General features: G+C 70.5%; 21 protein-coding genes. 11 read left to right on the top strand and 10 right to left on the bottom strand.

The annotated features are described in order from the left end of the window. Positions 1-195 precede the first annotated feature (195 nt). Entirely contained in the window at positions 196-2370 is a 2175-nt protein-coding gene (locus X946_RS19435; RefSeq protein WP_038750932.1) for a malate synthase G, read from the bottom strand. A gap of 952 nt (positions 2371-3322) precedes the next feature. Continuing rightward, positions 3323-3415, bottom strand: coding sequence for a malate synthase (locus X946_RS36720; RefSeq protein ID WP_317135477.1), 93 nt, complete (start codon positions 3413-3415; stop codon positions 3323-3325). On the opposite strand from X946_RS36720, the gene X946_RS19430 reads away from it, so the two are divergent. Then, on the top strand, positions 3414-3620 hold the full coding sequence (locus X946_RS19430) for a hypothetical protein (protein WP_317135476.1): 207 nt from the start codon (positions 3414-3416) through the stop codon (positions 3618-3620). The two genes, X946_RS36720 and X946_RS19430, sit on opposite strands and share 2 nt — an antisense overlap. Before the next feature lie 189 nt (positions 3621-3809). Here X946_RS19430 and X946_RS35190 read toward each other — a convergent pair whose 3' ends face one another. The 6 genes from X946_RS35190 to X946_RS19400 all read right to left on the bottom strand — a co-directional run bounded on the left by X946_RS35190 (position 3810) and on the right by X946_RS19400 (position 8697). Further along, a complete protein-coding gene (locus tag X946_RS35190) occupies positions 3810-4070 on the bottom strand; it encodes a hypothetical protein (protein WP_161788677.1) in 261 nt (86 codons plus the stop codon). A gap of 125 nt (positions 4071-4195) precedes the next feature. Next, positions 4196-5071, bottom strand: coding sequence for an AraC family transcriptional regulator (locus X946_RS19420; RefSeq protein WP_038750930.1), 876 nt, complete (start codon positions 5069-5071; stop codon positions 4196-4198). A gap of 35 nt (positions 5072-5106) precedes the next feature. Then, on the bottom strand, positions 5107-6408 hold the full coding sequence (locus X946_RS19415; RefSeq protein ID WP_038750929.1) for an NAD(P)/FAD-dependent oxidoreductase: 1302 nt from the start codon (positions 6406-6408) through the stop codon (positions 5107-5109). Continuing rightward, positions 6405-6638 carry a (2Fe-2S)-binding protein gene (locus X946_RS19410; RefSeq protein WP_038750928.1) on the bottom strand — a complete coding sequence of 78 codons (234 nt, stop codon included), beginning with the start codon at positions 6636-6638 and terminating at the stop codon, positions 6405-6407. The genes X946_RS19415 and X946_RS19410 overlap by 4 nt, the downstream gene beginning before the upstream one ends. Next, the gene (locus tag X946_RS19405) at positions 6635-7768 is read right to left on the bottom strand and encodes an NAD(P)/FAD-dependent oxidoreductase (protein ID WP_038750927.1); all 1134 of its coding nucleotides are present in this window, start codon (positions 7766-7768) and stop codon (positions 6635-6637) included. The genes X946_RS19410 and X946_RS19405 overlap by 4 nt, the downstream gene beginning before the upstream one ends. Continuing rightward, positions 7765-8697 carry a 4-hydroxyproline epimerase gene (locus tag X946_RS19400; protein ID WP_038750926.1) on the bottom strand — a complete coding sequence of 311 codons (933 nt, stop codon included), beginning with the start codon at positions 8695-8697 and terminating at the stop codon, positions 7765-7767. Before X946_RS19400 ends, X946_RS19405 begins: the two co-directional genes overlap by 4 nt. 249 nt (positions 8698-8946) lie before the next feature. Between X946_RS19400 and X946_RS19395 the strand changes: the two genes are divergently transcribed. The 10 genes from X946_RS19395 (at position 8947) to X946_RS34150 (ending at position 22937) form a co-directional block, all read left to right on the top strand. Then, on the top strand, positions 8947-9867 hold the full coding sequence (locus tag X946_RS19395) for a dihydrodipicolinate synthase family protein (RefSeq protein WP_038750925.1): 921 nt from the start codon (positions 8947-8949) through the stop codon (positions 9865-9867). 493 nt (positions 9868-10360) lie between these two features. Beyond that, a complete protein-coding gene (locus X946_RS19390; RefSeq protein WP_038750924.1) occupies positions 10361-11986 on the top strand; it encodes an APC family permease in 1626 nt (541 codons plus the stop codon). A gap of 76 nt (positions 11987-12062) precedes the next feature. Further along, the gene (locus X946_RS19385) at positions 12063-13655 is read left to right on the top strand and encodes an aldehyde dehydrogenase (NADP(+)) (protein WP_038750923.1); all 1593 of its coding nucleotides are present in this window, start codon (positions 12063-12065) and stop codon (positions 13653-13655) included. Continuing rightward, a complete protein-coding gene (locus tag X946_RS19380) occupies positions 13648-14679 on the top strand; it encodes an Ldh family oxidoreductase (RefSeq protein WP_038750922.1) in 1032 nt (343 codons plus the stop codon). Before X946_RS19385 ends, X946_RS19380 begins: the two co-directional genes overlap by 8 nt. Before the next feature lie 314 nt (positions 14680-14993). After that, a complete protein-coding gene (locus X946_RS19375; RefSeq protein WP_038750921.1) occupies positions 14994-16286 on the top strand; it encodes an MFS transporter in 1293 nt (430 codons plus the stop codon). Positions 16287-16667: 381 nt separating this feature from the next. Beyond that, positions 16668-18185 (top strand): MFS transporter, encoded by a 1518-nt coding sequence (locus X946_RS19370; RefSeq protein WP_038750920.1) that lies wholly within the window; start codon positions 16668-16670, stop codon positions 18183-18185. A gap of 571 nt (positions 18186-18756) precedes the next feature. After that, entirely contained in the window at positions 18757-20220 is a 1464-nt protein-coding gene (locus X946_RS19365) for a carbohydrate porin (protein ID WP_038750919.1), read from the top strand. Between the two features lie 76 nt (positions 20221-20296). Then, on the top strand, positions 20297-21442 hold the full coding sequence (locus X946_RS19360) for a hypothetical protein (protein ID WP_038750918.1): 1146 nt from the start codon (positions 20297-20299) through the stop codon (positions 21440-21442). An 11-nt stretch (positions 21443-21453) separates the two neighbouring features. Next, the gene (efeB, locus tag X946_RS19355; protein ID WP_038750935.1) at positions 21454-22746 is read left to right on the top strand and encodes an iron uptake transporter deferrochelatase/peroxidase subunit; all 1293 of its coding nucleotides are present in this window, start codon (positions 21454-21456) and stop codon (positions 22744-22746) included. Between the two features lie 38 nt (positions 22747-22784). Next, a complete protein-coding gene (locus X946_RS34150; protein ID WP_226377247.1) occupies positions 22785-22937 on the top strand; it encodes a hypothetical protein in 153 nt (50 codons plus the stop codon). Positions 22938-23083: 146 nt separating this feature from the next. Here X946_RS34150 and X946_RS19350 read toward each other — a convergent pair whose 3' ends face one another. Further along, positions 23084-23521, bottom strand: coding sequence for a DoxX family protein (locus X946_RS19350; protein WP_038750916.1), 438 nt, complete (start codon positions 23519-23521; stop codon positions 23084-23086). Between the two features lie 264 nt (positions 23522-23785). Further along, the gene (locus X946_RS19345; protein ID WP_038750915.1) at positions 23786-25504 is read right to left on the bottom strand and encodes a lactate permease LctP family transporter; all 1719 of its coding nucleotides are present in this window, start codon (positions 25502-25504) and stop codon (positions 23786-23788) included. Between the last annotated feature and the right edge of the window lie 395 nt (positions 25505-25899).

The raw sequence follows: 25899 nt of genomic DNA, 5'->3' as shown, positions 1-25899 counted from the left end.
TTGTCGTCGGCCTTGTCGTCGGCCTTGTCGTCGGCCTTGTCGTCGGCCTTGTCGTCGGCCTTGTCGTCGGCCTTGTCGTCGGCCTTGTCGTCGGCGGCGCTTCGCGCGCCGCCCGCGTGCGCTCGCATCCTTGCACGCGCGTCTTCGCCGGACGCGCGGCGATGGCGGCGGGCGGCGGAGCGCCCCGCCGCCGCGTCAGCCCGCCTGCAGGTGCCGCTTGAACGCGAGCCGGTAACGGTGCAGCAGCGGCTCGGTATAGCCGCTCGGCTGGTCGCGCCCCTCCAGCACGAGCGCGCGTGCGGCGCGCAACGCGTACGAATTCGCGCCGTCGGGCGCCATCGGGCGATAGTGCGCGTCGCCCGCGTTTTGCGCATCGACGACGCGCGCCATCCGCTCGAACACCGCATCGACGAACGCGCGCGTCACGACGCCGTGATGCAGCCAATTCGCGATGTGCTGGCTCGAGATGCGCAGCGTCGCGCGGTCTTCCATCAGGCCGACGTCGTGGATGTCGGGCACCTTCGAGCAGCCGACGCCCTGCTCGACCCAGCGCACGACGTAGCCGAGAATCCCCTGCGCGTTGTTCTCGACTTCGGCGCGGATCTCGTCCTCGCTCCACGCGGCGCGCTCGACGACGGGAATCGTCAACAGGCCGTCGAGCAGCGCGTCGCGCTCGCGCGCGTAGTCGATCGTTTCGAGTTCCTGCTGGACCGCCTGCACGTCGACCTCGTGATAATGCAGCGCGTGCAGCGTCGCCGCGGTCGGCGAGGGCACCCACGCGGTGTTCGCGCCCGCGCGCGGATGCGCGATCTTCTGCTCGAGCATCGCGCGCATCAGGTCCGGCATCGCCCACATGCCCTTGCCGATCTGCGCGCGGCCGCGCAGCCCGGCCGCGAGCCCGGCGAGCACGTTGTTGCGCTCGTACGCGGCGATCCACGCGGACGACTTCATGTCGCCCTTGCGGCACATCGGCCCGGCTTCCATCGCGCTGTGCATCTCGTCGCCCGTGCGGTCGAGAAAGCCCGTGTTGATGAACGCGACGCGCGCCGGCGCCGCCGCGATGCACGCGGACAGGTTCACGCTCGTGCGGCGCTCCTCGTCCATGATCCCCATCTTGATCGTGTCGCGCGGCAAGCCGAGCAGATCCTCGACGCGCGCGAACAGCGCGTCCGCGAACGCGACTTCCGCCGGCCCGTGCATCTTCGGCTTCACGATGTAGATCGAGCCCGTGCGCGAGTTGCGCTTCGACTGCAGATCGTGCATCGCGCAAAGCGTCGTCACGACGCCGTCGAGGACACCTTCCGGAATCTCGTTGCCGTCGCGCCCGAGCACCGCGTTCGTCGTCATCAGATGGCCGACGTTACGCACGAAGAGGAGCGAGCGGCCGTGCAGCGTCAGCGTCGAGCCGTCGGGCGCGCGGTACTCGCGGTCCGCGTTCAGGCGGCGCGTGACCGTGCGCCCGCCCTTGTCGACCGCCTCGGTCAGCGTGCCCTGAATCAGCCCGAGCCAGTTGCGGTAGAGCTGGACTTTGTCGTCTGCGTCGACGGCCGCGACCGAATCCTCGCAATCGATGATCGTGCTCACCGCCGCCTCGAGCACCACGTCGTTCACGTGCGCCGGATCGTTCCGGCCGATCGGCGCCGACGCGTCGATCCGGATCTCGATGTGCAGCCCGTGGTGCGTGAGCAGCACGACGCCCGGCGCGTCGGCCTCGCCCTGGTGGCCGGCGAACTGCCCGGGGCGCGCGAGCGTTTTCGTGCCGTCGCGGGTGTCGACGGCGAGCCTGCCGCCCTCGACGCGATAGCGGAGCGCGTCGCGATGCGAGCCGTGCAGGAGCGGCGCCGCGCGATCGAGGAAATCGCGCGCGTAGTCGATCACGCGCTGGCCGCGCACCGGGTTGTAGGGGCCCGCGCGCGTCGCGCCGCCGTCCTCGGGCAGCGCATCGGTGCCGTACAGCGCGTCGTATAGGCTGCCCCAGCGCGCGTTCGCCGCGTTCAGCGCGTAGCGCGCGTTCGACAGCGGCACGACGAGCTGCGGCCCCGCCTGCGACGCGATTTCGGCGTCGACGTTCGCCGTCGTCACCGCGACACGCTCGGGCGGCGGCACCAGATAGCCGATCCGCTCGAGGAACGCGCGGTAGGCGCGCGGATCGCGCACCGGTCCGGGGTGCGCGCGGTGCCAGCCGTCGAGCTCGCGCTGCAGCCGGTCGCGCTCGGCGAGCAGCGCGCGGTTGCGCGGCGCGAGGTCGTGCACGAGCGCGGCGAAGCCCCGCCAGAACGCGCTCGCGTCAACGCCCGTGCCGGGCAGCGCCTCCTGCTCGATGAACCGGGCAAGACCTTCGTCGACCTGGAGTCCGCGTAGCTCGATCATGCTGCTTTCTCCGTCGGTTACGTCGCTCGCCGCCGTGCTCGTGCGGCGATACTGCTTGCGTTTGCGCTCGCGCCTGCGTTCGCGATCCGCACGTTTCGATCGGGCCTTACGCCCGATACAGAGGCGAGCGCGGCCACGACTTGCCCGCGGCCTGCCCGTGGCCTGCCCGTGGCCTGCCCGCCAACGATCGCCGGCGCACCGCCTTCGGGCGTCGCCGCGAGCGGCGCGGCCGGGAACGCGGCGCGTCCGGCGGCGGGCGCTGGCCGCGCGGCTGGAATCGCCGCGCGGCAGGCTGCGCCGAAGATGTGCGCAATCGCTGCACGCAGCGGGAGCAGCGCGGGCGGCGTGAGCGGAACCGGTAGCGGCCGGCGTCGATCACGCCTGCATAGAGCTTAGTCCCCCGGTGGCCATACGGAAGTCAGGGCTTCTTCGAGTACGACGGATGCCGAGTGCGACGGATGCGCCGCCCGCGACGCGGCGTCGACACGCGCGAGCCCGGGCACACGGCCGCCGTCGCCTGCGACCGCAATCGTCGCGGGCCGGGCGCTGCGTTTCGCTTCGGCCCGTGTCACATCGCCGCGGGCCGCTTCGGCACGAGCGGCTTCGAGGCTTCGACATGAGGGCCAATGCCGGCGATGCCGAGTCCGGATTGGGGCGGTACGTCGGGCATGCGTCGGGCATGCTTTTGATCGGAGGCAAGCACGAAATCGACTTGCGCGGCCTTGTCGCGTACGCGCACGGCCAATGCGCCGGAACGCGTGCGCTACGCGACTTCCGGGCAACCCGAAGGTGCGGCGACGCAACATCGCAAAAACGCCCGCGCGCGTTGCATTCAGGCTGGTCCGACCACACTGCCGCCCTTGTCCAGCAAGGCTGTTACATGCGGTAAATCTTCCGTTCGGCCGAACGCGGCCGCTTTAAGAATCGTTTAAGACTCGGCCGGCACCATCCGTCACCAGTATCGTTTCAGGAGGTTCCCGATGAGCGCCGTCGACACGTCCGCCGCGGTTCGCCCGGCCGCCCCCTCGGCCAAACCGAAAACCATGCTGCGCCGCCTGCTCAGCCATCACGAGATCGCGACGCTGCTGATCCTGCTGCACGCGCCGATCGGCGCGAACGCGAAGCCGGAACTGCCAGCATTGCAGGAAGCCGGCCTCGTCGAAATGGTCCGCACCGACATGGATGCGGCGCCGTCCTTTCGTCTGACGGAAAACGGCAGCGCCGTGCTGAAGGGCCTCGGCTACCGATAATCGTCCGATCGATTCGGCGACGGCCGGCCGATGCCGGTCGCGCCCGCCGACGCTTCGCCATGGCCGGCCCGATGGGCCGGTTCGTTTTTTTGGCGAACGCAATTGAGGCGTGCGGTTGGGCTGTGGAGTCTTTTGTCCGACTTTTGGCTTCTTCGCTTCTTCGCTTCTTCGCTTCTTCGCTTCTTCGCTTCAAGCCTTCAAGCCTTCGAGGCTTTCCACTTCGGCTCCGGCTCCGGCTCCGGCGTTGGCGTTGGCGTTGGCGTTGGCGTTGGCGTTGGCGTTGGCGTTGGCGTTGGCGTCGGCTTCGGCTTCGGCTTCGGCTTCGGCTTCGGCTTCGGCTTCGGCTTCGGCTTCCAGGATTATCGGTTTCGCGAGGCTTCGAACGCTCGGCATCCGGGCCGGCTTGCCGTCGATCTCGCGATACGCCCGGCCGACCGGCGCTTCGATCAAGCCGCGCGCGTTCTCCGAACCCCGCCGCCCGCTCGCCCGCCCAGCCGCGACGCGCGATCGCCCGCGCGCCGCCGCCCGAGCAAGTCCCGAGCAAGTCCCGAGCGAACCCCGAGCAAGCCCCGATCTCAGCCCCCCCGCCCCTCCTGCAACATCAGCCGATATTCGGTCGGCGTCACGCCGACCGTCGCCTTGAACTGCCGCGTGAATGCGCTGTGATCGGTATAGCCGCACAGCGCGGCGACGTCCGTCACCTTGTCGTGCGTGACGAGGAGCGCGGTCGCCGCGTCGAGCCGCGCCTTCAGCAGCATCTGCCGCGGCGTCAGATGAAACACCTTGTGGAAATAGCGCTCGAGCTGCGCGACCGACATCCCCGCCATCCCGGCGAGATGCTTCAGGTTCAGCGGCTGCACATAGTGCGCGTGGATGTAGCGGACGACGTCCGCGATGCGGCTGTACGCCGGGTGCGAGCTCTCGTGCGCGCGCAGGTCGCGCGACAGCCCCGCGATCCCGACGATCCTCCCCTGCGCGTTGCGCAGCGGCTCCTTGCACGTCAGGCACCAGCCGGGCTGGCGGCCCGAGTACAGATGCAGCTCGAGCTGATCGGTCAGTTGCCGGCCGCCCGCGATGATCGCCAGATCCTGCTCGACATAGCTGCGGCCGAAGCGGCGCGGAAAGACTTCGTCCGCGGCCTTGCCGTACAGGCCGCGCTTGTCCTTGTAGCCGCAGCGCTGCGCGAGCGTGCGGTTCACGAGCGCGTAGCGCGCATGCACGTCCTTCACGAAGAACGCGACGTCGGGCAGCGCGTCGAACACCGGCTCCAGCTGCGCGAAATGCGCGAGCATCGCGGCGAAGCCGTCGTCGTCCGGGGGGGCGGGCTGAGCGGAGGAAGCGGAAGCGGCCGACATCGCCCCGGCCGAGGCGGACGCGGCCGTCGTGGGCGCGGCCGATGCGGCGGACGCGGCGGACAGCTTCTCGGGCGGTACGGCAAGCAAAGTCATCATACGGATCTCGCGCGTCGAAACACGGATGGCGTCGATTATAGGAGCGCGTCGTCGGGCGCGACGAGCAGCGTGTCGATTCGCGCGGGCGAAAACGGCGGGCGCGGCGGGCTCGGCGGCGCGTCGTCCCAGCCGAAATACGCGTGCGCGGCCGCGCCGCAGACGCGCCCCTGGCACGCGCCCATCCCGCAGCGCGTTTGCAGCTTCGCGTCGCGCGCCGACGCGTGCGCGCGCACCGCGCCGATCGTCACGTCCTCGCAGCGGCACAGCAGCGTGTCGTCGGGCGGCAGCGCGCGCGCCGCGTCGCGCAGCGCGAACGTCTCGGCCACCCGCGACGCGAAGCGCCGCCACGTCGCACGCGCGCGCAGCAATGCGGCAACGCGCGCGCGGCCGTCCGGCGCCGCGTCCGCGCCAGCCGCCGCGAGCCCGGCCAGCTCGCCTTCGATCCGCGCGAGCTCGACGCCGCCGACGCCCGTGCATTCGCCCGCCGCGTACACGTGTTCGACCGACGTGCGCTGCGCATCGTCGATCGCGATCGCGCGGTCGCGCACCGCGCAGCCGAGCGCCAGCGCGAGCGTCACGTTCGGCACGAGGCCGAAGCCGCACGCGAGGCGATCGCATTCGAGCATCGCGCGCGCGCCGCCCCGCTCGATCGTGACCGCACGCACGCGCGCGTCGCCGTGCGCTTCGCGCACGACCGCGCCCGTCAGATAACGCGTGCCGGCAAAGCCGCGCGTGAGCCGCGCCGCCTGCGCGAGCTTCGACGGCGTCGCCGCGAGCGACAGCGCGAAACGCGCGAGCGCGTCGAGCGGCGCCTGCTCGACGACCGCGACGACGCGCGCGCCCGCCGCGCGCGCGGTCGCGAGCGACGCGATCAGAAGCGGCCCGCTGCCCGCGATCACGACGCGCTCGCCGCGCACCGGCAGGCCGCCCTTGATCAGCGCCTGCAGCCCGCCCGCGCCCGTCACGCCGGGCAGCGTCCAGCCGGCAAACGGCAGCAGCAGCTCGCGCGCGCCGCAGCACAGGATCAGCTTCCGGTAACCGAGCGAAAGCGCCCGCTCCGCGTCCTCGACGAGCAGCGCGCCGGGCTGCGGCGCGGCGACGACGCGCGTCGCCGCCAGGTGGCGCACGCCCGGCTGCCGCAGCACGTCGAAGCTCGCGCGCGCCGGCGCGCTCGGCGCGGCGCCCGGCCCCTGCCGCCAGACCTGTCCGCCCGCGCGCGGGTTGTCGTCGACGATCGCGACCGTGCGGCCGCTCCGCGCGGCCGCGCGCGCGGCCGCGAGGCCCGCCGGCCCCGCGCCGACGATCGCGACGTCGACCATCAGATGCTCGTTCGTCATCGCGTGCGCTCCACCTGCATGCCTTCGCGGCAGAGCGTCTGGCATGCGAGCCTGCGCCGTCCGTCGATCGTCACCCTGCACTCCTGGCAAATGCCCATCCCGCAAAACGGCGCGCGCGCGGCGCCCGTGCACGACGTGCGCGCCGTGTCGTCGCCGCTGCGTGCGAGCGCGGCCGCGACGGTCGTGCCGTCGGCCACGTCGAGCGGACGGCGATCCAGATAAATGATCATTGAAGCTCTCCGGCCACGGCCGATTTCGACGTCGACAAGAAACGCCCCGGCAGATACGGCTCGACGTCGATCGCCGCGCGCTCGCCGAACATCCGCGCGGCGAGCACGCGCGCGCTGCCGGGCGCGGTCGTCACGCCGAGCCCCTCGTGCCCGACCGCGAGCCACAGCCCGCGCTGCGACGGATGCTCGCCGACAAGCGGCAGGCCATCCGGGCTCGCGCAGCGAAAGCCCGTCCACGCGCGAATGCCGTTCAGGCCGGCGAGCGCGGGCAGATAGCCGACCGCGCGACGCAGCATCCGCGCGAGCACGGGCGCCTCGACGCGCGGGTCCTCGGTGTCGAACTGCCGCGACGAGCCGATCAGCAACTGCCCGGTCGGCCGCGGCTGCACGTTGAACGCGACCGACGTGCCGTCGCTCGCATGCGCGCTCGCCGCGTAGCCGAGCTCGACGAGCTGGTGCGACACCTGCGCCGGATAGCGGTCGGTGATCAGCAGATGGCCCTTCTTCGGCCGCAGCGGCAGCTCCGGCAGGAGCGCGCGCGCCGCGACGCCGTTCGCGACGACGACGGCCTCCGCGCGCAGCGTGTCGCCGCCGTCGAGCGCGACGCTCGCGCCCTCGACGGCGACGGCCTTCGCGCGCCGCTGCGTGACGCCCGGCAGCCGGCCGAGCAGCCAGCTCGCGGCGACGGGCGCGTACAGGATGCCGTCGCCCGGAATCCTCAGCGCGCCGCCCAGGCCTGCGCGCAGCATCGGCTCGAGCGCGGCGAGCGCCGCGCGATCGATCAGCTCGCCCGCGACGCCGCGCTCGGCGAGCGCCGCCTGTTTCGCGCGCGCGAGGTCCATCTCGTGCGCGTCGGCGGCGAGCCACAGCGTGCCGCAGTTGCGATACGCGCAGCCGTCGGGCATCGCGTCGCGCAGCGCGTTCCACAGCTCGATCGAATAGTGGGTGAGCGCAAGCTCGGCCGCGTTGTCGTCCATCGCGACCAAGTGGCCCATGCCCGCGCCCGTCGCGCCGCCGCTGCCGTCGTCGACGACCACGACGCGCAGCCCGCGCCGCGCGAACTCGTGCGCGCACGCGGCGCCGACGATGCCCGCGCCGATCACGACGACGTCGGTCCGCGATTCGCTCACGACACGATGCCCCAGCCGAACGGATCGTCGTCCTCGATCATGAGCGTCGCCTCGGCGCTCAAGTGCGCGCTGCCGCGAATCGTCGGCACGATGCCGCCTTCGGCGGGTTCGTAACTCGCCGAGAACACGCTGCCGATCACGCTCGCCTGGCGCCACGTCGCGCCGGGCGCGAGCTTGCCGTCCGCAGCAAGGCACGCGAGCTTCGCGCTCGTGCCGGTACCGCACGGCGAGCGGTCGTACGCGTGGCCCGGGCACAGCACGAAGCTGCGGCTGTCGTGCTCGGGATCGTCGGCGAACAGCTCGATGTGATCGATCGGCGCGCCGTCGCGGCCCGTCACGCCCGCGCGCTCCAGCCCCTCGCGCACCGCCGACGCGTACGCGCTCAGCGCCGCGACGTTCTCGCCCGCGACGCGCTGGCCGTGATCGCTCGCGAGAAAGAACCAGTTGCCGCCCCACGCGACGTCGCCCGTCACCGCGCCGTGCCCCGGCACGTCGACGACGACGCCCTTCGCGTGCCGGTATGCGAGCACGTTGCGCACGCTGACGGACAGATCGCCGTGCAGCGTCGCCTCGACGTCGCCCACCGGCGTCTCGATCCGGTGCACGCCGGGCGCGATGCGGCCCATGTGATGCAACGTGCGCACGAGCCCGATCGTGCCGTGCCCGCACATGCCGAGGTAGCCCGCGTTGTTGAAGAAGATCACGCCCGCGGCCGCGTCGGCCGAGACGGGCTCGCACAGCAGCGCGCCGACGAGCACGTCGCTGCCGCGCGGCTCGAGGATGCACGCTGTGCGGAAACGGTCGTGCTCGCGCGCGAGCACCGCGAGGCGCTCGGCCATCGACGCGCCGCCGAGCGCCGGAAAGCCGGACACGACGACGCGCGTGGGTTCGCCGCCCGTATGCGAATCGATGATGTGGATGTGCTTCATGTCGCGTCGATCGAAGGTGGAAATGCGCACAGCTTCCCTTGTCGCGCATCGCGCCGCTTGTGCGTTTTCGATGATGCGCGCGACGAAATCGGCACAGCCCGGCGGGCGCGCCGGCGATCGCGCCCCGATTGTGCCGATTTCATCTTTTCACGGTTGGAAAAGGCTCAAGCCTCGCGGCTTTTCGGCGGCGATACTGGTTCACGCACCGACGACGCCCGTCGGCCCCCATTCGAACGTAGGAGATATTCAGTGAGCCGTAACGCCATTCAATGGAGCGGGGTCTTCCCCGCCGTCAGCACCCAGTTCAAGCCGGACTTCTCTCTCGACGTCGACGCGACGCACCGCGTCGTGAAGAACCTGGTGAACGACGGCGTGTCGGGCCTCGTCGTCTGCGGCACGGTCGGCGAGAACACGTCGTTGTCCACGTCGGAAAAGCTCCAGGTGATCGAGGCCGCGCGCGACGCGGCGGGCGGCAAGGTGCCGGTGATCGCCGGCATCGCCGAGTTCACGACCGAGTTCGCGCGCAACACGGTGCGCGAGGCGCAGCGCGTCGGCGTCGACGGCGTGATGGTGATGCCCGCGCTCGTCTATTCGGCCAAGCCGCACGAGACGGCCGCGCACTTTCGCGCGGTCGCGAAGGGCACCGACCTGCCGGTGATGGTCTACAACAATCCGCCGATCTACAAGAACGACGTGACGCCCGACGTGCTGATCGCGCTGCAGGACTGCGAGAACATCGTCTGCTTCAAGGATTCGTCGGGCGACACGCGCCGCTTCATCGACCTGCGCAACGCCGTCGGCGAGCGCTTCGTGCTGTTCGCGGGGCTCGACGACGTGGTGGTCGAGAGCATCGCCGTGGGCGCCGAAGGCTGGGTGTCGGGCATGTCGAACGCGTTCCCGAAGGAAGGCGAGACGCTGTTCCGCCTCGCGAAGCAGAAGCGCTTCGACGAAGCGCTCGCGCTGTACCGCTGGTTCATGCCGCTGTTGCACCTCGACGCGCGGCCGGACCTCGTGCAGTGCATCAAGCTGTGCGAAGAGCTGGTCGGCCGAGGCAGCGCGCTCACGCGTGCGCCGCGCCTCCCGCTGCAAGGCGACGCGCTCGCGCAGGTGAAGGCGATCGTCGCGAAGGCGCTCGAAACGCGTCCGACGCTGCCGGACGTCGGCCTCTGATCGACGCGCGCGCGTCGCACGCCCGCGGCGGCCGGCGCGGGACGCGCCGGTGCGCGGTCGCGGTCGCGGTCGCGCCGCCGCGTGCCCTCCGCCGTTCGCGCGGCGCGGCGCGCGGCCCGCGCGCCGGCTTTCCGTTACGCGCGGCGGCCGCACCGCGCGCGAAACCGCGACGGTACGGCGCCCGCGCGATCCGGCACGCCGCAGCCGTGCCGGACGACCGAACCGGCGCAAACGACGCAAACGACCCGGTCGACGCGAACGGCTTCGCCGCGCGGGCCGCCCCGCTCACCGCAACGGCACCCTCAGTCGTAGTCGTAGTCGTAGTCGCAACCGCAACCGCAACCGCAGTCGCAACCGCAACCGCAGCCGCAGCCGCAGCTGCAACTGCAAGTAACTGCAACCGCAGCAACGACCGCGGCCGCCGCCGCACACGAGCCGCCACGCCCCGGCCGCCGCTCGAAGCAAGCCCATCAAAAATCAAGGAGACAAGCCCATGCCCGCTCAAGGCAACGCCCAACGATCCGTGCCGCTCGCACGGCCCGCCGCTCCCGATGCCGGCCACGGCAAGTTCAAGAAACAGTTGTCGCTCACCGACCTGACGTTCATCGGCCTCGGCGCGATCTTCGGCTCGGGGTGGCTGTTCGCCGCGAGCCACGTGTCGACGATCGCGGGCCCGGCCGGCATCCTCTCGTGGCTGCTCGGCGGCTTCGCGGTGCTGCTGCTCGGCATCGTCTACTGCGAGCTCGGCGCCGCGCTGCCGCGCGCGGGCGGCGTCGTCCGCTATCCGGTGTTCTCGCACGGCCCGCTGCTCGGCTATCTGATGGGCGCGATCACGCTGATCGCGTTCTCGAGCCTGATCGCGATCGAAGTCGTGGCCGCGCGGCAGTATGCGGCCGCGTGGTTTCCGGGCCTGACGGCCGCGGGCTCGGGCGAGCCGACGACGCTCGGCTGGCTCGTGCAGGTGGGCCTCCTCTGTTTCTTCTTCTACCTGAACTATTCGAGCGTGAAGACGTTCGCGAAGGCGAACAACGTGATCAGCGTGTTCAAGTTCGTCGTGCCGCTGTCGGTGATCGGCGTGCTGTTCGCGTTCTTCAAGCCCGCGAACCTGACGATCCACGGTTTCGCGCCGTTCGGCATGCCCGGCATCGAGATGGCCGTGTCGGCGGGCGGCATCATCTTCGCGTATCTCGGCCTCACGCCGATCGTGTCGGTCGCGAGCGAGGTGCGCAATCCGCAACGCACGATCCCGATCGCGCTGATCCTGTCGATCGTGCTGTCGACGCTGATCTACGTGCTGCTGCAGCTCGCGTTTCTGGGCAGCATCCCGACCGCGATGCTCGCGCTCGGCTGGCACGACGTGAGCCGCGCGTTCTCGCTGCCGTATCGCGACATCGCGCTCGCGCTGGGCGTCGGCTGGCTCGCGTACATGGTCGTGGCCGACGCGATGATCTCGCCCTCCGGCTGCGGCAACATCTACATGAACGCGACGCCGCGCGTCGTCTACGGCTGGGCGAAGACGGGCACCTTCTTCAAGGTGTTCACGCGCGTCGACGAGGCCTCCGGCATTCCGCGCGCCGGGCTGTGGCTCACGTTCGCGCTCGCGATCTTCTGGACGCTGCCGTTCCCGTCGTGGGAGGCGCTCATCAACACCGTGTCGGCCGCGCTCGTGCTGAGCTACGCGGTCGCGCCCGTGTCGGTCGCCGCGCTGCGCCGCACCGCGCCCGAGCTGCCGCGGCCGTTCCGCGCGAGCGCGTTCGCGATCACCGGGCCCGCGTCGTTCGTGATCGCCGCGCTGATCGTCTACTGGTCGGGCTGGAGCACCGTGTCCTGGCTGCTCGGGCTGCAGATCGCGATGTTCGTCATCTATCTCGCGTGCCGCCGCTGGGTGCCGACCGCGCACCTGAGCCTCGCCGAGCAGGTTCGCTCGTCGCTGTGGCTGATCGCGTTCTACGCGCTGATGATCGTCGCGTCGTATTTCGGCGGCTTCGGCGGCACCGGGCAGCTCGCGCATCCGTACGACACCGTCGTCGTCGCCGCCGCCGCGCTCGTCATCTATTACTGGGGCGCGCATACCGGCGTGCCGGCCGCGAAGCTGCAGCTCGACGACGACGAGAACTGACGCGCGGCCCCGGCCGCATCCGCTTTTTCATCGGCCGGGCAGGCAACGCCCGGCCTGCACTTTTTCGAGGAGAACCATGCGACTCACAGGCCAGCTTTTGATCGGTCAATCCGAGGCGTTCGGGCAGAACGGCTCGTTTCTCGCGATCGACGCCGCGAGCGGCGCGCCGCTCGAACCCGCGTTCGGCGGCGCGAGCCTGCGCGATCTGGAAACCGCGTGCGCGCTCGCGGACGATGCGTTCGACGCGTATCGCGAGACCCCGCTCGACGCGCGCGCCGCGTTTCTCGACGCGATCGGCCGCCACATCGGCGCGCTCGGCGACGCGCTGATCGAGCGCTGCGTCGCCGAATCGGGATTGCCGCGCGCGCGCATCGAGGGCGAGCGCGCGCGCACCATCGGCCAGCTCGGGCTGTTCGCCGCGCTCGTGCGCGACGGCGGTTTTCTCGATGCGCGCATCGACCCCGCGCGCCCGGACCGCTTGCCGCTGCCGCGCGTCGACCTGCGGCTGCGCAACGTCGCAATCGGGCCCGTCGCCGTGTTCGGCGCGTCGAACTTTCCGCTCGCGTTCTCGGTCGCGGGCGGCGACACCGCATCCGCGCTCGCGGCCGGGTGCCCGGTGATCGTCAAGGCGCATTCCGCGCATCCGGGCACGTCCGAGCTCGTCGGCCGCGCGATCCAGGCGGCCGCGCGCGAGTGCGCGCTGCCGGCCGGCGTGTTCTCGCTGCTGTTCGACGCGTCGCGCGAGATCGGCCAGGCGCTCGTCGCCGATCCGCGCGTCAAGGCGGTCGGCTTCACCGGCTCGCGGCGCGGCGGCGTCGCGCTGATGCACATCGCGGCCGCGCGGCACGAGCCGATTCCGGTCTACGCGGAGATGAGCTCGATCAATCCGGTGCTGCTGCTGCCCGATGCGCTCGCCGCGCGGCATGACGCGATCGCGCGGCAGTTCGTCGCGTCGCTCACGCTCGGCGCGGGGCAGTTCTGCACGAATCCGGGGCTGATCCTCGCGCTCGACGGCCCGGCGCTGCGCGCGTTCGAGGCCGCGGCCGCGGCCGCCGTCGACGCGGCCGCGCCCGCGACGATGCTCACGCCGCACATCCATGCGAGCTATGGCGAAGGCGTCGCGCGGCTCGCGTCGCACGACGCGGTCGAGCGGCTCGGCGAAGGCCCCGCGGGCGATCGCCATCAGGCGCGCGCCGCGCTGTTCGCGACGACGGCGCACGCGTTCATGACGCACGCCGAGCTGCGCGACGAAGTGTTCGGCCCCGCGTCGCTGATCGTGCGTTGCGCGGACGTCGACACGCTGCATCGGGTGCTGAAGTCGCTCGAAGGCCAGTTGACGATCGCCGCGCATCTCGCCGACGGCGACGCGCCGCTGTTCGCGAAGCTGCTGCCGACGCTCGAGCGCCGCGCCGGCCGCATCCTCGTGAACGGCTTCGGCACGGGCGTCGAGGTCGGCCATGCGATGGTGCACGGCGGGCCGTTCCCGGCGACGTCGGACACGCGCACGACGTCGGTCGGCGCGCGCGCGATCGAGCGCTTTCTGCGGCCGGTGTCGTACCAGGACGTGCCCGCCGCGCTGCTGCCCGACGCGCTGCGCGACGACAATCCGCTGCGCATCGCGCGGCGCATCGACGGCGTGATCGCGCAGCGGGAGCCGCGCGATGACTGATCCTCGGCACCTCGCGCAAGACGTCGTGCTGTCGCTCGACGAAGTGCACGCGCTCGCGCGGCGCGTGCTCGCGCGCCACGGGCTGTCCGACGCGCACGCCCGCGCGATCGCGAACGTCGTCACGCAGGGCCAGCGCGACGAATGCCATTCGCACGGCGTCTACCGGCTGCTCGTCTGCGTGCGCTCGCTGCGCCACGGCAAGGTCGATCCGCAGGCGGTGCCGACGCTGCGCCGGCTTTCGTCGTCGATCGTGTCCGTCGACGCGCATCGCGGCTTCTCGCTGCTCGCGTTCGAGACCGGCCTGCCCGTGCTCGTCGAGATGGCGCGGCGGCACGGCATCGCCGCGATGGCGATCAACCGCTGCTACCACTTCTCCGCGCTGTGGCCCGAAGTGGAGGCGATCGCCGCGCACGGCCTCGCCGGCATCGCGATGAACCCGAGCCACAGCTGGGTCGCGCCGGAAGGCGGCGCGAAGCCGGTGTTCGGCACGAACCCGCTCGCGTTCGCGTGGCCGCGCCCGGGCGGCCTGCCGTTCGTGTTCGATTTCGCGACGAGCGCGATCGCGCGCGGCGACATCGAGCTGCACGCGAAAGAAGGCAAGCCGATTCCGCCGCACTGGGCGATCGACGCGAACGGCGCGCCGACCACCGATCCGCGAGCCGCGCTGCAAGGCGCGATGCGCACGTTCGGCGGGCACAAGGGCTCGGCGCTCGCGGCGATGATCGAGCTGCTCGGCGGCGCGCTGATCGGCGACATGACGAGCGCCGAATCGATGGCGTTCGACGAGGGCGTCGGCGCGACGCCGTGCCATGGCGAGCTCGTGATCGCGCTCGATCCGAAGGTGTTTCTCGGCGACGATCTCGAAGCCGGCCTCGCGCGCGGCGAGCGGATGCTCGACGCGATCGTCGCGCAGGGCGCGCGGCTGCCGTCGCAGCGGCGCTTCGATGCCCGCGCGCGCAGCGTCGCGAACGGCGTGCGGATTTCCGCCCGGCTCCACGACGAGATCCTCGCGCTGCTCGATTGACCTATCGGCGGCGAAGCCGAACGCCGCCCGCATGCGTGGCCGCGCAAGCGGGCGGCGCGCCCCCACGCATCGTTGCCCGCCCGTCGGCAATTGACGATTTCCACGATGCCGGCCGCGCCGTCGGGCATTCGTCAGTCCTGTAGAATCGCCGGCACTGCGTCACGTTCGTCTCCGCGCGGCCCCTACCGGCCGCCGCGCGGTTCGTGTCCCGTGCGACAACCCGCGCGTTGCACCGTCAGTCCGACGACGAGGCCCGCCGCCCGGCTCGGTTTGCCGCGCGGTACACAACCATTCGAACCAAGATCGCCCCGACCATGCCCGCATCCGAACTGAGCGCCGCGCCGAGCGCCGCGCCGCGCGCCCTCACGCGCCGCGACTACAAGACCCTGAGCCTCGCCGCGTTGGGCGGCGCGCTGGAGTTCTACGATTTCATCATCTTCGTGTTCTTCGCGCCCGCGATCGGCCAGTTGTTCTTTCCGCACGACATCCCCGACTGGCTGCGCCAGTTGCAGACGTTCGGCATCTTCGCGGCCGGCTATCTCGCGCGGCCGCTCGGCGGCATCGTGATGGCGCACTTCGGCGACCTCGTCGGCCGCAAGCGGATGTTCACGCTGAGCGTGCTGCTGATGTCGGTGCCGACGCTGCTGATGGGCCTGCTGCCGACTTACGACAGCGTCGGCCTGCTCGCGCCGATCGCGCTGCTGCTGTTCCGCGTGCTGCAAGGCGCGGCGGTCGGCGGCGAAGTGCCGGGCGCATGGGTGTTCGTGTCCGAGCACGTGCCGCCGCAGCGCATCGGCTACGCGTGCGGCACGCTCACGTCGGGCCTCACGGTCGGCATCCTGCTCGGCTCGCTCGTCGCGACGGCGGTCAACAGCCGCTTCTCGGCGGCCGAAGTCGGCGCGTTCGCGTGGCGCATTCCGTTCCTGCTCGGCGGCGTGTTCGGCCTTTTCTCCGTCTATCTGCGCCGCTGGCTGCACGAGACGCCCGTGTTCGCCGAGATGAAGGCGCGCAAGACGCTCGCGGCCGAGATCCCGCTGAAGGCGGTGATCCGCGACCACGGCCGCGCGGTGATCGTGTCGATGCTGCTCACGTGGATGCTGTCGGCCGCGATCGTCGTCGTGATCCTGATGACGCCGACGCTGTTGCAAAAGCAGTTCCACGTCGCGCCCGCGACCGCGCTGTTCGCGACCAGCGTCGCGACGCTGTGCCTGACGGCCGGCTGCATCACCGCCGGCACGCTCGCGGACCGCTTCGGCGCGAAGGCGGTGCTGTCGATCGGCGGCATCGCGATCGCGGCGTGCTTCTACGCGATGTTCTCGCAGCTCGCCGTCGACGCGACGCGCCTCGTGCCGCTCTACGCGCTCGCGGGCTTCGCCGTCGGCACGATCGGCGCGGTGCCGACCGTGATGGTCAAGAGCTTTCCGGCCGTCGTGCGCTTCTCGGGCATCTCGTTCTCGTACAACGTCGCGTACGCGGTGTTCGGCGGGCTTACGCCGGTGATCGTGTCGTTGATGATGAAATCGAATCCGCTCGCGCCGGCGCTTTATGTCGCGGCGGTCTGCGCGCTCGGCGCGGTCGCGGTGATGTTCGCGAAGGACGCCGAGTAACGCATGAACGCGTGCGGGCGGCGAAGGGCCGCACGCACGCACGCTTGCCGGACTGCGCGATTCGCTGTCGCGCCGGCGGGCGGACCGGCCGGCGTCGTCGAATCCGGCGAATCCGTCGCATCGATGGTGCCTCGCACCCTCCGACCCCGCTTCTTCGGTTCTGCTTCTTCGGTTCCCGCCTTTCAGTTTCCGCGCCGCCCGGCCTGCGCTCCGCCGCCGCTCGACGTTCGCCGCTCGCGCCGCCGCACGCAGCGAATCGCCGCAATCCTCCGCGCGTGCGCGCGAACGCCGCCGCACGCGCCCGGCTCGCCGCCCGCACCGCATTCGACATTTCAGAAGAGCTCGCAACGTCGCCCCATCGCACGGCACTACGATGCACGCATGGACACGCACATTCCCCACCCCGCCCTTTCCCGCGCCGCGCTCGTGCGCATCGTCTCGACCGTGAGCGCGGGCTTCGTCATCACGCAGCTCGACGTCACGATCGTCAACGTCGCGCTCGCGCGCATCGGCGCCGATCTGCGCACGAGCGTCGCGGGCCTGCAATGGATCGTCGACGCGTACACGCTCGCGGTCGCCGGGCTGATGTTGTCCGCCGGCGCGCTCGGCGACCGCTTCGGCGCGCGCCGGCTGTTCGCGGCCGGGCTCGCGCTCTTCGCGCTCGCGTCGTTCGTCTGCGGCGTCGCCGCGAACACGGGCACGCTGATCGCCGCACGCGCGCTGCAAGGGCTCGCGGCGGCCGCGATGCTGCCGAACTCGCTTGCGCTCCTCAACCATGCGTGCGCGCACGATCCGCGGCTGCGGGCGCGCGCGGTCGGCTGGTGGACCGCGTCGGGCGCGATCTCGATCGCGGCGGGCCCCGTGATCGGCGGCCTGCTGATCGCGCAGTTCGGCTGGCGCAGCATCTTTTTCGTCAATCTGCCGCTGTGCGCCGCGGGGCTCGTTGCAACGTTCCTGTGGATCGGCGAAGACGGCGCGCGGGCGGCGGCAGCCGGCCGCGACGATTCAGGCGCGGGCCGTCCGGCCGAGGCGACGGCGACCGACGCGACGGCAAGCGCGAACGCGTCCCGCGCGAATGCCGCGGTGCGCGCCGCCGCCGCCCGCCCGCGCGGCGTCGATCTTCCCGGCCAATGTCTCGCCGTCGTCGCGCTGACGCTCTTCACCGGCGCGGTGATCGACTGGCGTCCGGCGCTCGTCGCCGTCGCGCTCGCGGCCGCCGCCGCGTTCGTGTTCGTCGAGTCGCGCAGCGCGCATCCGATGATGCCGCTCGCGCTGTTCAAGCAGCGCACGTTCAGCGTCGCCGTGCTGTTCGGCGTCTGCATGAATCTGTCGTACTACGGCATCATCTTCGTGCTGAGCCTGTATCTGCAGCGCGTGCGGCACGACTCGCCGCTCGAGGCGGGGCTCGCGTTCCTGCCGCTCACGGGCGGCTTCCTGCTGTCGAACGTCGCGAGCGGCTGGGCGACCGCGCATTACGGCGCGCGCCGGCCGATGATCGTCGGCGCGCTGATCGGCGCGACCGGGTTCGCGCTGCTGAGCCTCGTGCGCGCCGACACGCCGACCGTGGCGCTCGTCGTGCCGTTCCTGCTGATTCCGGGCGGCATGGGGCTCGCGGTGCCTGCGATGACGACGACGGTGCTCGCGTCGGTCGAGCGCTCGCGCGCCGCGACCGCGTCGGCGGTGCTCAACGCCGCGCGGCAGGCGGGCGGCGCGATCGGCGTCGCCGCGTTCGGCGCGCTCGCGAGCGGCGCGCTGCCGGCGCAGATCGTGCCGGGGCTGCACGCGTCGGCGTGCGTGTCGGCCGCCCTCTTCGTCGCCGCCGCGGCGATGGCGAGCGCCGTGCGCGGCGCGCCGCATCCGGCGGCGTCGGCGAAGCCCGCGAGCGCGAACGCGCGTTGACGACGTTCGGGCGGCAAGGGGTTCGAGGCCGGGGTTCGGGGTTCGGGGTTCGGGGTTCGGGGTTCGGGGTTCGAGGTTCGAGGTTCGAGGTTCGAGGTTCGAGGCCGGGGCCGGGGCTCGGTCGCCGTTAGCCGTTAGCCGTTAGCCGTTAGTCCTTAGTCCTTAGTCCTTAGTCCTTAGCCGGTCGCGTTCCGACCGCGCCCGCCGCGCCGTCGTTCGCGCGCCCCGACCAACCGCCCGCCGGTTTCCATTCGTTCGCGACCGATCAGACCGTTTCCGCCCGCGCCGCGCGATCCCGCGGCCAACCCTCGCAGCATCGCTCGCCCCGGCTCGCGCCGACGATTTCATTACGCCAATCATTGCGTTTTCCCTTCTCACGCGACGCGAAATCCGATCGTTCGTAATCCTCGAGATTACGAACGGTAATATATATGCGAATCATTCTCATTTGTATTGACAGCCTATTCCGGCCTGCATACGATGCGCCCGCATCGCGCCGTTTGCGCGTTTCGCCAACGATCAACGCGCGCATCCGGACACCGCGATCGCGCGACAAGAGGAAGAGACTTCAATGCAATTCGCGCCGCTCCCCGAACGATCGCCCCGCGATCGTCACCATGCCTTCGGCCGCGCGACGCTCGCCTGCGCATGGCTGTTCAGTTCGGCCGCTTTCGCCGCCGCGTCGCCCGACGCGCAGCCGGAAGCGCCCGAAGCCGACCTCGCGATCCACGCGCAACCGGCAACGCAATGGACGGGCGTCTGGACGCGCCAGAACCTGCTCGGCGACATCGGCGGCCTGCGGCCGTGGCTCGGCAAGTACGGCGTCACGTTCAGCCTGCAGGAGACGAGCGAATATCTGGCGAACCTGCGCGGCGGCCTGAAGCGCGGCGGCACCTACGACGGCCTCACGACCGCGGCCGTCACCGTCGACACGCAAAAGGCGTTCGGCCTGCCGGGCGGCACGTTCAACGCGAGCGCGCTGCAGATTCACGGCCGCAACCTGAGCCAGTACAACCTCGGCACGCTGAACACCGCGAGCGGCATCGAGGCGCAGGACACGACGCGGCTCTGGGAGCTGTGGTACCAGCAATCGTTCCTCGATCAGCGCGTCGACGTGAAGATCGGCCAGCAGAGCCTCGATCAGGAATTCATCGTCAGCCAGTACGCCGCGACGTTCGTCAACACGATGTTCGGCTGGCCCGCGTTGCCGTCGTACGATCTGCCCAACGGCGGCCCCGCGTATCCGCTCTCGTCGCTCGGCGTGCGCGTGCGCGGGCGCATCACGCCTTCGCTGACGGCGCTCGCCGGCGTGTTCGACGGCGATCCGCTCGGCAACAATCCGAGCAACCTGAGCGGCACCAATTTCAACCTGCACAACGGCACGCTCTTCATCGGCGAGCTTCAGTACGCACTCAACCAGCCGGCCGACGGCCAGATGGACACGGGGCCGTCGAACGCGCTGCCCGGCACCTACAAGATCGGCCTCTGGTATCACAACGGCCGCTTCGCCGATCAGCAGACCGACAACACCGGCCTGTCGCTCGCGAATCCGGCGACAAGCGGCGTCGCGCGCGCGCATCACGGCGACTACAGCTTCTACGCGGTCGCCGACCAGATGGTCTGGCGGCCCGACCCGACGGGCGCGAAGAGCCTCGGCGTGTTCGCGCGCGTGATGGCCGCGCCCGGCGACCGCAATCTCGTCAGCGTCGCGGCCAACGCGGGCGTCGTGCTGAAGGCGCCGTTCGAGGGCCGCGACAACGACAGCGTCGGGCTCGCGCTCACGTACGTCAAGGTCGGCTCGCACGCGCGCGCGCTCGACGAAAACTTCGCGAACTTCACGGGCGGGCCGTACGGCGTGCGCACGAGCGAGACGACGCTCGAGGCGACGTACCAGTACCAGGTCACGCCGTGGTGGCAACTGCAAGCGGACGCGCAATACACGTTCAACGCCGGCGCGGGCCAAAACCCGAGCGATCCGACGCAGCCGCTGCACAACACGTTCGTCGTCGGGCTGCGCACCAACGTCACGTTCTGAGCACGCCGAAAGATTCCGGTTTCGTTCGTATCCGCGACGGCCACGCCGCCGCCTCATCAGCAAGGAGAATCGCCCCATGCCCACCGCCCTGTCCTCGCCGCGCGCGCGCCGCGCCGCGCAGGCGTTCGCCGCGGCGCTCGTCGCGCTCACGGCGGCCGCGGCCGCGCACGCGCAGCCGCAAGGCTTCCTCGAGACGCTGCATCGCCACACGACGCTCGTCAACACCGTGCCCGAGAACGGCGACCAGAACCCGTACGCGATCGCCGTCGCGCCGGTGTCGGCCGGCGCGATCCAGCAAGGCGACGTGCTCGTCGACAACTTCAACAACGCGGCGAACCTGCAGGGCACGGGCTCGACGATCGTCGACTATCGCCCGTCGACGAAGCAGATGAGCGTGTTCGCCGCGATTGCGCGCGACCTGAAGGAATGCCCCGGCGGCGTCGGCCTGTCGGCCGCGATGACGATGCTGAAATCCGGCTGGGTGATCGTCGGCAGCACGCCGAGCAACGACGGCACCACCAACACGAAAGGCGCCGGCTGCCTGATCGTGCTCGATCCGCACGGCAAGGTCGCGTCGGCGTGGTCGAGCCCGAACATCAACGACCCGTGGGGCAACATGGCCGTCGTCGACCGCGGCGACAGCGCGACGCTGTTCGTCAGCATGGCGGGCTTCGGCGTCGGCGGCGCCGACGGCAGCCCGCCCGTCTACAAGCAGGCGACCGTGCTGCGCCTCGATCTCGCGATCGCCGACGGCAAGCCGCCCGTGATCAAGCAGGAAACGGTGGTCGCGAGCGGCCTCGGCGCGCAGGCCGACAAGGGCGTGTTCCTCGTCGGCCCGACCGGGCTCGCGCTGTCCGGCGACCAAACGAAGCTGTACGTATCCGACGCGATCGGCAACCGGATCGTCGAGATCGACGATCCATTGACGCGCGACACGAGCGCGGGCGTCGGCCGCCAGGTGACGGCGGACGGCTTCCTGCGCCGCCCGCTCGCGCTCGCGACCGCGCCGAACGGCCACCTGCTCGCGACCAACGCGCTGAACGGCCAAGTCGTCGAGATCGATCCGGCGGCGGGCAAGCAGCTTTACGCGCGCTGGATCGACACCGACAAGGCGCAATCGCCGCCCGGCAACGGCGACCTGTTCGGGATCGCGATGACCCCGGCGGGCGACGGCTTCTATTACGTCGAGGACGACGTGAACACCCTGATGCTCGCAAAGTGACGAAGGCGATCATGGCAGACGATCTCAAAGCGCCGCCGCGCCCCGCGCGACGCGGCTTCCTCAAGGCCGGCGGCGCGGCGGTGGCCGCGGGTCTCGCCGCGTCGACGATGCCCGCGGCGAAGGCGGCGGATGCGCCCGCGGCGGCGGCCGCGCAAGACGGCGTCGAGCCGTTCTACGGCACGCACCAGGCCGGCATCGCGACGCCGCAGCAGCGCCACGCGTATTTCGCGGCGCTCGACCTGAGCGCGACCACGCGCGCGGACGTGATCGCGCTCCTGAAGGCCTGGACCGACGCCGCCGCGCGCCTGACGCGCGGCGACACCGCGCAGCCGCTCGTGACGTCGGGCGGGGAAGACGCGGCGCCCGTCGACGGCGGCGACGCGCTCGGCCTGGGCCCCGCGCGGCTGACGATCACGTTCGGCTTCGGGCCCGGCATGTTCACGCTCGCCGGCAAGGATCGCTACGGGCTCGCGAAGCACCGCCCCGCCGCGCTCGTCGACCTGCCGCGCTTCAACGGCGACCAGTTGCTGCCGGAGAAAACGGGCGGCGACCTGTTCATCCAGGCGTGCGCGGACGACGCGCAGGTGGCGTTCCACGCGGTGCGCCAGCTCGCGCGCATCGGCGCGAAGGCCGCGCAAATGCGCTGGGGGCAGGCCGGCTTCACGTCCGGCAAGCCCGGCGAGACGCCGCGCAACCTGATGGGCTTCAAGGACGGCACGATGAACCCGCCGATGTCCGATCCGGCCGCGATGAACGAATTCGTGTGGGCCGGCGGCGAAGGCCCCGCGTGGATGAACGGCGGCACCTACACGGTCGTGCGCCGCATCCGCATCACGCTCGAGCACTGGGACAACACCGAGCTCGGCTTCCAGGAACAGGTGGTGGGCCGCCACAAGTACAGCGGCGCGCCGCTCGGCCGGAAGAGCGAGTTCGAGCCGCTCGATCTCGACGCGGTCGACAAGGACGGCAATTCGGTCATTCCCGACAACTCGCACGCGCGCCTCGCGTCGCCGCAGTTGAACGACGGCGCGCAGATCCTGCGCCGCGCGTACTCGTACAACGACAGCACGAACTTCTACATCGAGCGTTGGCCGCCGTGGCGCCAGCAGACCGAATACGACGCGGGGCTGATGTTCGTCGCGCACCAGCGCGACCCGCGCCGCGGCTTCATCCCGATCAACGAGAAGCTCGCGAAGCTGGACATCATGAACCAGTTCACGACGCACGTCGGCAGCGCGATCTTCGCTTGCCCGCCGGGCGCACGACCCGGCTCGTACATCGGCGCCGCGCTGTTCGAAGCGTAAGCGCCGACGATCAAGATTCCGAACCATTGCAGGAGGCATTGCGCCATGAACAGGATGCCTATCTGGACGCGCGGCTCGTCGACGCCCCCGATGCGCGCGTGCGCGCTCGCGTGCCGGGCTATCGATGCGCGCCGGCGGGCGAGCGCATCGCGATCGCGGTCGACGACGACGTGATCGCGTATCCGCGCTGAGCGTGAGCGCGCGCCGCGCGCCGGCGAAGCGCACGCGGCGCCGCATCATTCATCGGGCAGGAAAATAAGCGCGTCGCGGGTTCGCTCGTCGAATCGGATTCGAACGCGCCACGATGATCGCGAGCGTTGCACGGCACGCAACGCGCTCAGCGCAGCGAGCCATACGACGACGACGGCCGCCGCGCGCCGTCGATGCTCGCACCGCCCGCGCCCGTCACGTACAGCAGCAGGAAGCCGCCCGCGATCGCGACGTTCTTCCAGAAGTGCACGGCCATGTCGCGCTGCAAGGCCGAATTGGTTGCGTCCCAGAAGTTGTGTCCGATCAGCGCGGTCGCAATCGTGTAGAGCGCGAGCACGAGCGCAAGCGGCTTCACCTTGTAGCCGACGACGAGCAGCAGGCCGCCCAGCGCTTCGAGCGCGACGATCGCGGGCGCCGCGACCTGCGTGAACGGCACGCCGAGCCCCTTCAGATAACCGACGAATTCGCCGTAGCCCAGAAGCTTCATCGCGCCGCCCCAGAGGAACAGCACGGCGAGCAGGAGCCGTGCGAAGAATATGACGCCGGAATCGACGGAACGCGCCATGCATGACCTCCTGATGATCGATCGACGAGGGCCGCGCCGCGCGCGGCGTATCTCGTAAATCCGCCAGAATAGGAGGTCTCGTCCGTCGTTCCAAGCAAAAGGTTGTAGCAAATCTTTACACGGCTGTCCGCGCGAATCGGTGCAAACAGGGACACAGCGGATGAACGCGAGCCCGCTTGCGCGACGTATCGACCGATTCCGACGAGACAGTCCGCACTGTCACGATCGGCGGCGAACGCGCACGCACGTTCGCCCCCGCCACGCTCAATGCACGACCATTCCCGTGAGCCAGTATGCCTGCACGCAGGTCATCACGCCGACGATCAGCACGAAGAACAGGCTATGCCGCAGCGTGAAGCGAAACAGATCCGCCTCGTGCCCGACGAGGCCGACCGCCGCGCACGCAACCGCGATCGACTGCGGCGAAATCATCTTGCCCGCGACGCCGCCCGTCGTGTTCGCCGCGACGAGCAGCGTGCTCGACACGCCGATCTGCTGTGCGGTCGTCGCCTGCAGCGAGCAGAACAACGCGTTCGACGACGTGTCGGAGCCCGTCAGGAACACGCCGATCCAGCCGAGCAGCGGCGAGAAGAACGGGAACGCCGCGCCCGTGCCCGCGAGCAGCAATGCGAGCGTCGTCGACATTCCCGAAAAGTTCTCGACGAACGCGAATGCGAGCACGAGGCCGATCGACAGCACCGGGCGCTTCAGGTCCTTCAACGTCTCGAAGAACGTGCGCATGCCTGTGCGCGCGGAAACGTTCAGGATTGCCATCGATACGATCGCCGACAGCAGGATCGCGGTGCCCGTGGCCGCGAGCAGATCCCAGTTGAACACGGCGGGCACGGGCGTCGGGTGCGCGACGACGGGCGCCATCTTCTGCGTGAGCTTGTCGAGATGCGGGATGTGGAATTGCAGCGTCGTGAACGCGAGCGCGCCGCCCTTCGCGAACAGCGCCTTGAACGGCTTCATGCTCCAGATCGTCACCATCACGGTCAGCACGACGAACGGCGACCACGCGCGCGCGATCTGCGCGAACGAATACGGCGAAGGCTGCCGGCCGCCCGTCGCGCGCGCGCCGCCCGTGCCGCCCGGCATCGCGCCCAGCGCGAGCGCGCCGCCGCCCGCCGACACGATCGAGGCCGCGCGTGCGGCCTCACGCGCGCGCTTCGGCTGCCACACCTTCAGGAACGACGCGAGCGCGACGAGGCTCGCGAGCGCCGACGTCACGTCGGGCAGCTCGGGCCCGATGTAGTTCGACGTGAAGAACTGCACGACCGCGAAGCTGCCGCCCGCGACGAGCGCGGCGGGCCACGTCTCGCGCACCCCCTTCACGCCGTCCATCACGAACACGAGCCAAAACGGCAGGAAAAACGACATGAGCGGCAACTGGCGTCCCGCCATCGCGCCGACCGCCATCGGATCGAGGCCCGACACCTGGCCCGCGACGATCACCGGAATTCCGAGCGCGCCGAACGCGACGGGCGCGGTGTCCGCGATCAGGCAAAGTCCCGCCGCATAGAGCGGATTGAAGCCGAGGCCGACGAGCAGCGCGGCCGTGATCGCCACCGGCGCGCCGAAGCCCGCCGCGCCTTCGAGAAACGCGCCGAACGAGAAGCCGATCAACAGCATCTGCAGGCGCTGATCGTCGGTGAGCGACACGATCGAGCTGCGGATGATGTCGAACTGGCCGCTCGTCACGACGATCTTGTAGAGGAACACCGCGGTGACGATGATCCATGCGATCGGCCACAAGCCGTACGCGAAGCCATAGGCCGCCGATGCGAACGCGCGCTCGGCGGGCATGCCGTAGACGGCGATCGCGATGGCGAGCGAAAGCGCGAGGGTAAGCGCGCCCGCGACGTGTCCCTTGAGCCGCAACACCGCGAGCGACACGAAGAACAGAATGATCGGCGCGCCGGCTGCGAGCGCCGACCAGCCGACGCCGCCGAGCGGCAGATAGACCTGGTTCCAAACCTGCACGTGTGTCTCCTTCCATGAGTGAATCTGAATCGGGCGACGGCCTCGCGGCCGTCCGAATCGGCGCGCCGGTCCGTGCCGGCGCTTTGGTCTGTGCGCGACGTGAGCGACGTGCGTGGAGAACGCGCGTCGCATGGCGTCTGATTGATGCTGCTTGTCGGGGAATGTCTACGTCTTCGAATCGCCGGCGTGCCGCGTCCGGTTTTCGCTTCGGTGCGCTCGGCATCGCCGCGCGCCGTCTTGCGCAGTCTTGCGCCGTCTTGCGTCGTTTGTTGTCGCCTCTTACTTCTTGCGTCGCATGTCTTGCTGCCGCGCCTCGCGTGTTGAATGGTGCGTTCGCGGCATCGCGGCGCCACCGCGAAATGATCTGCATACCGTAATTTCTCGTCCGGCCGTCT

This window comes from Burkholderia sp. ABCPW 111, from assembly GCF_000773065.1.
In the GTDB taxonomy this organism is placed as follows: Bacteria; Pseudomonadota; Gammaproteobacteria; order Burkholderiales; family Burkholderiaceae; genus Burkholderia; species Burkholderia savannae.
The sequence above is the reverse complement of the archived record's forward strand: the minus strand, read 5'-3'. Positions and strand labels throughout refer to the sequence as shown.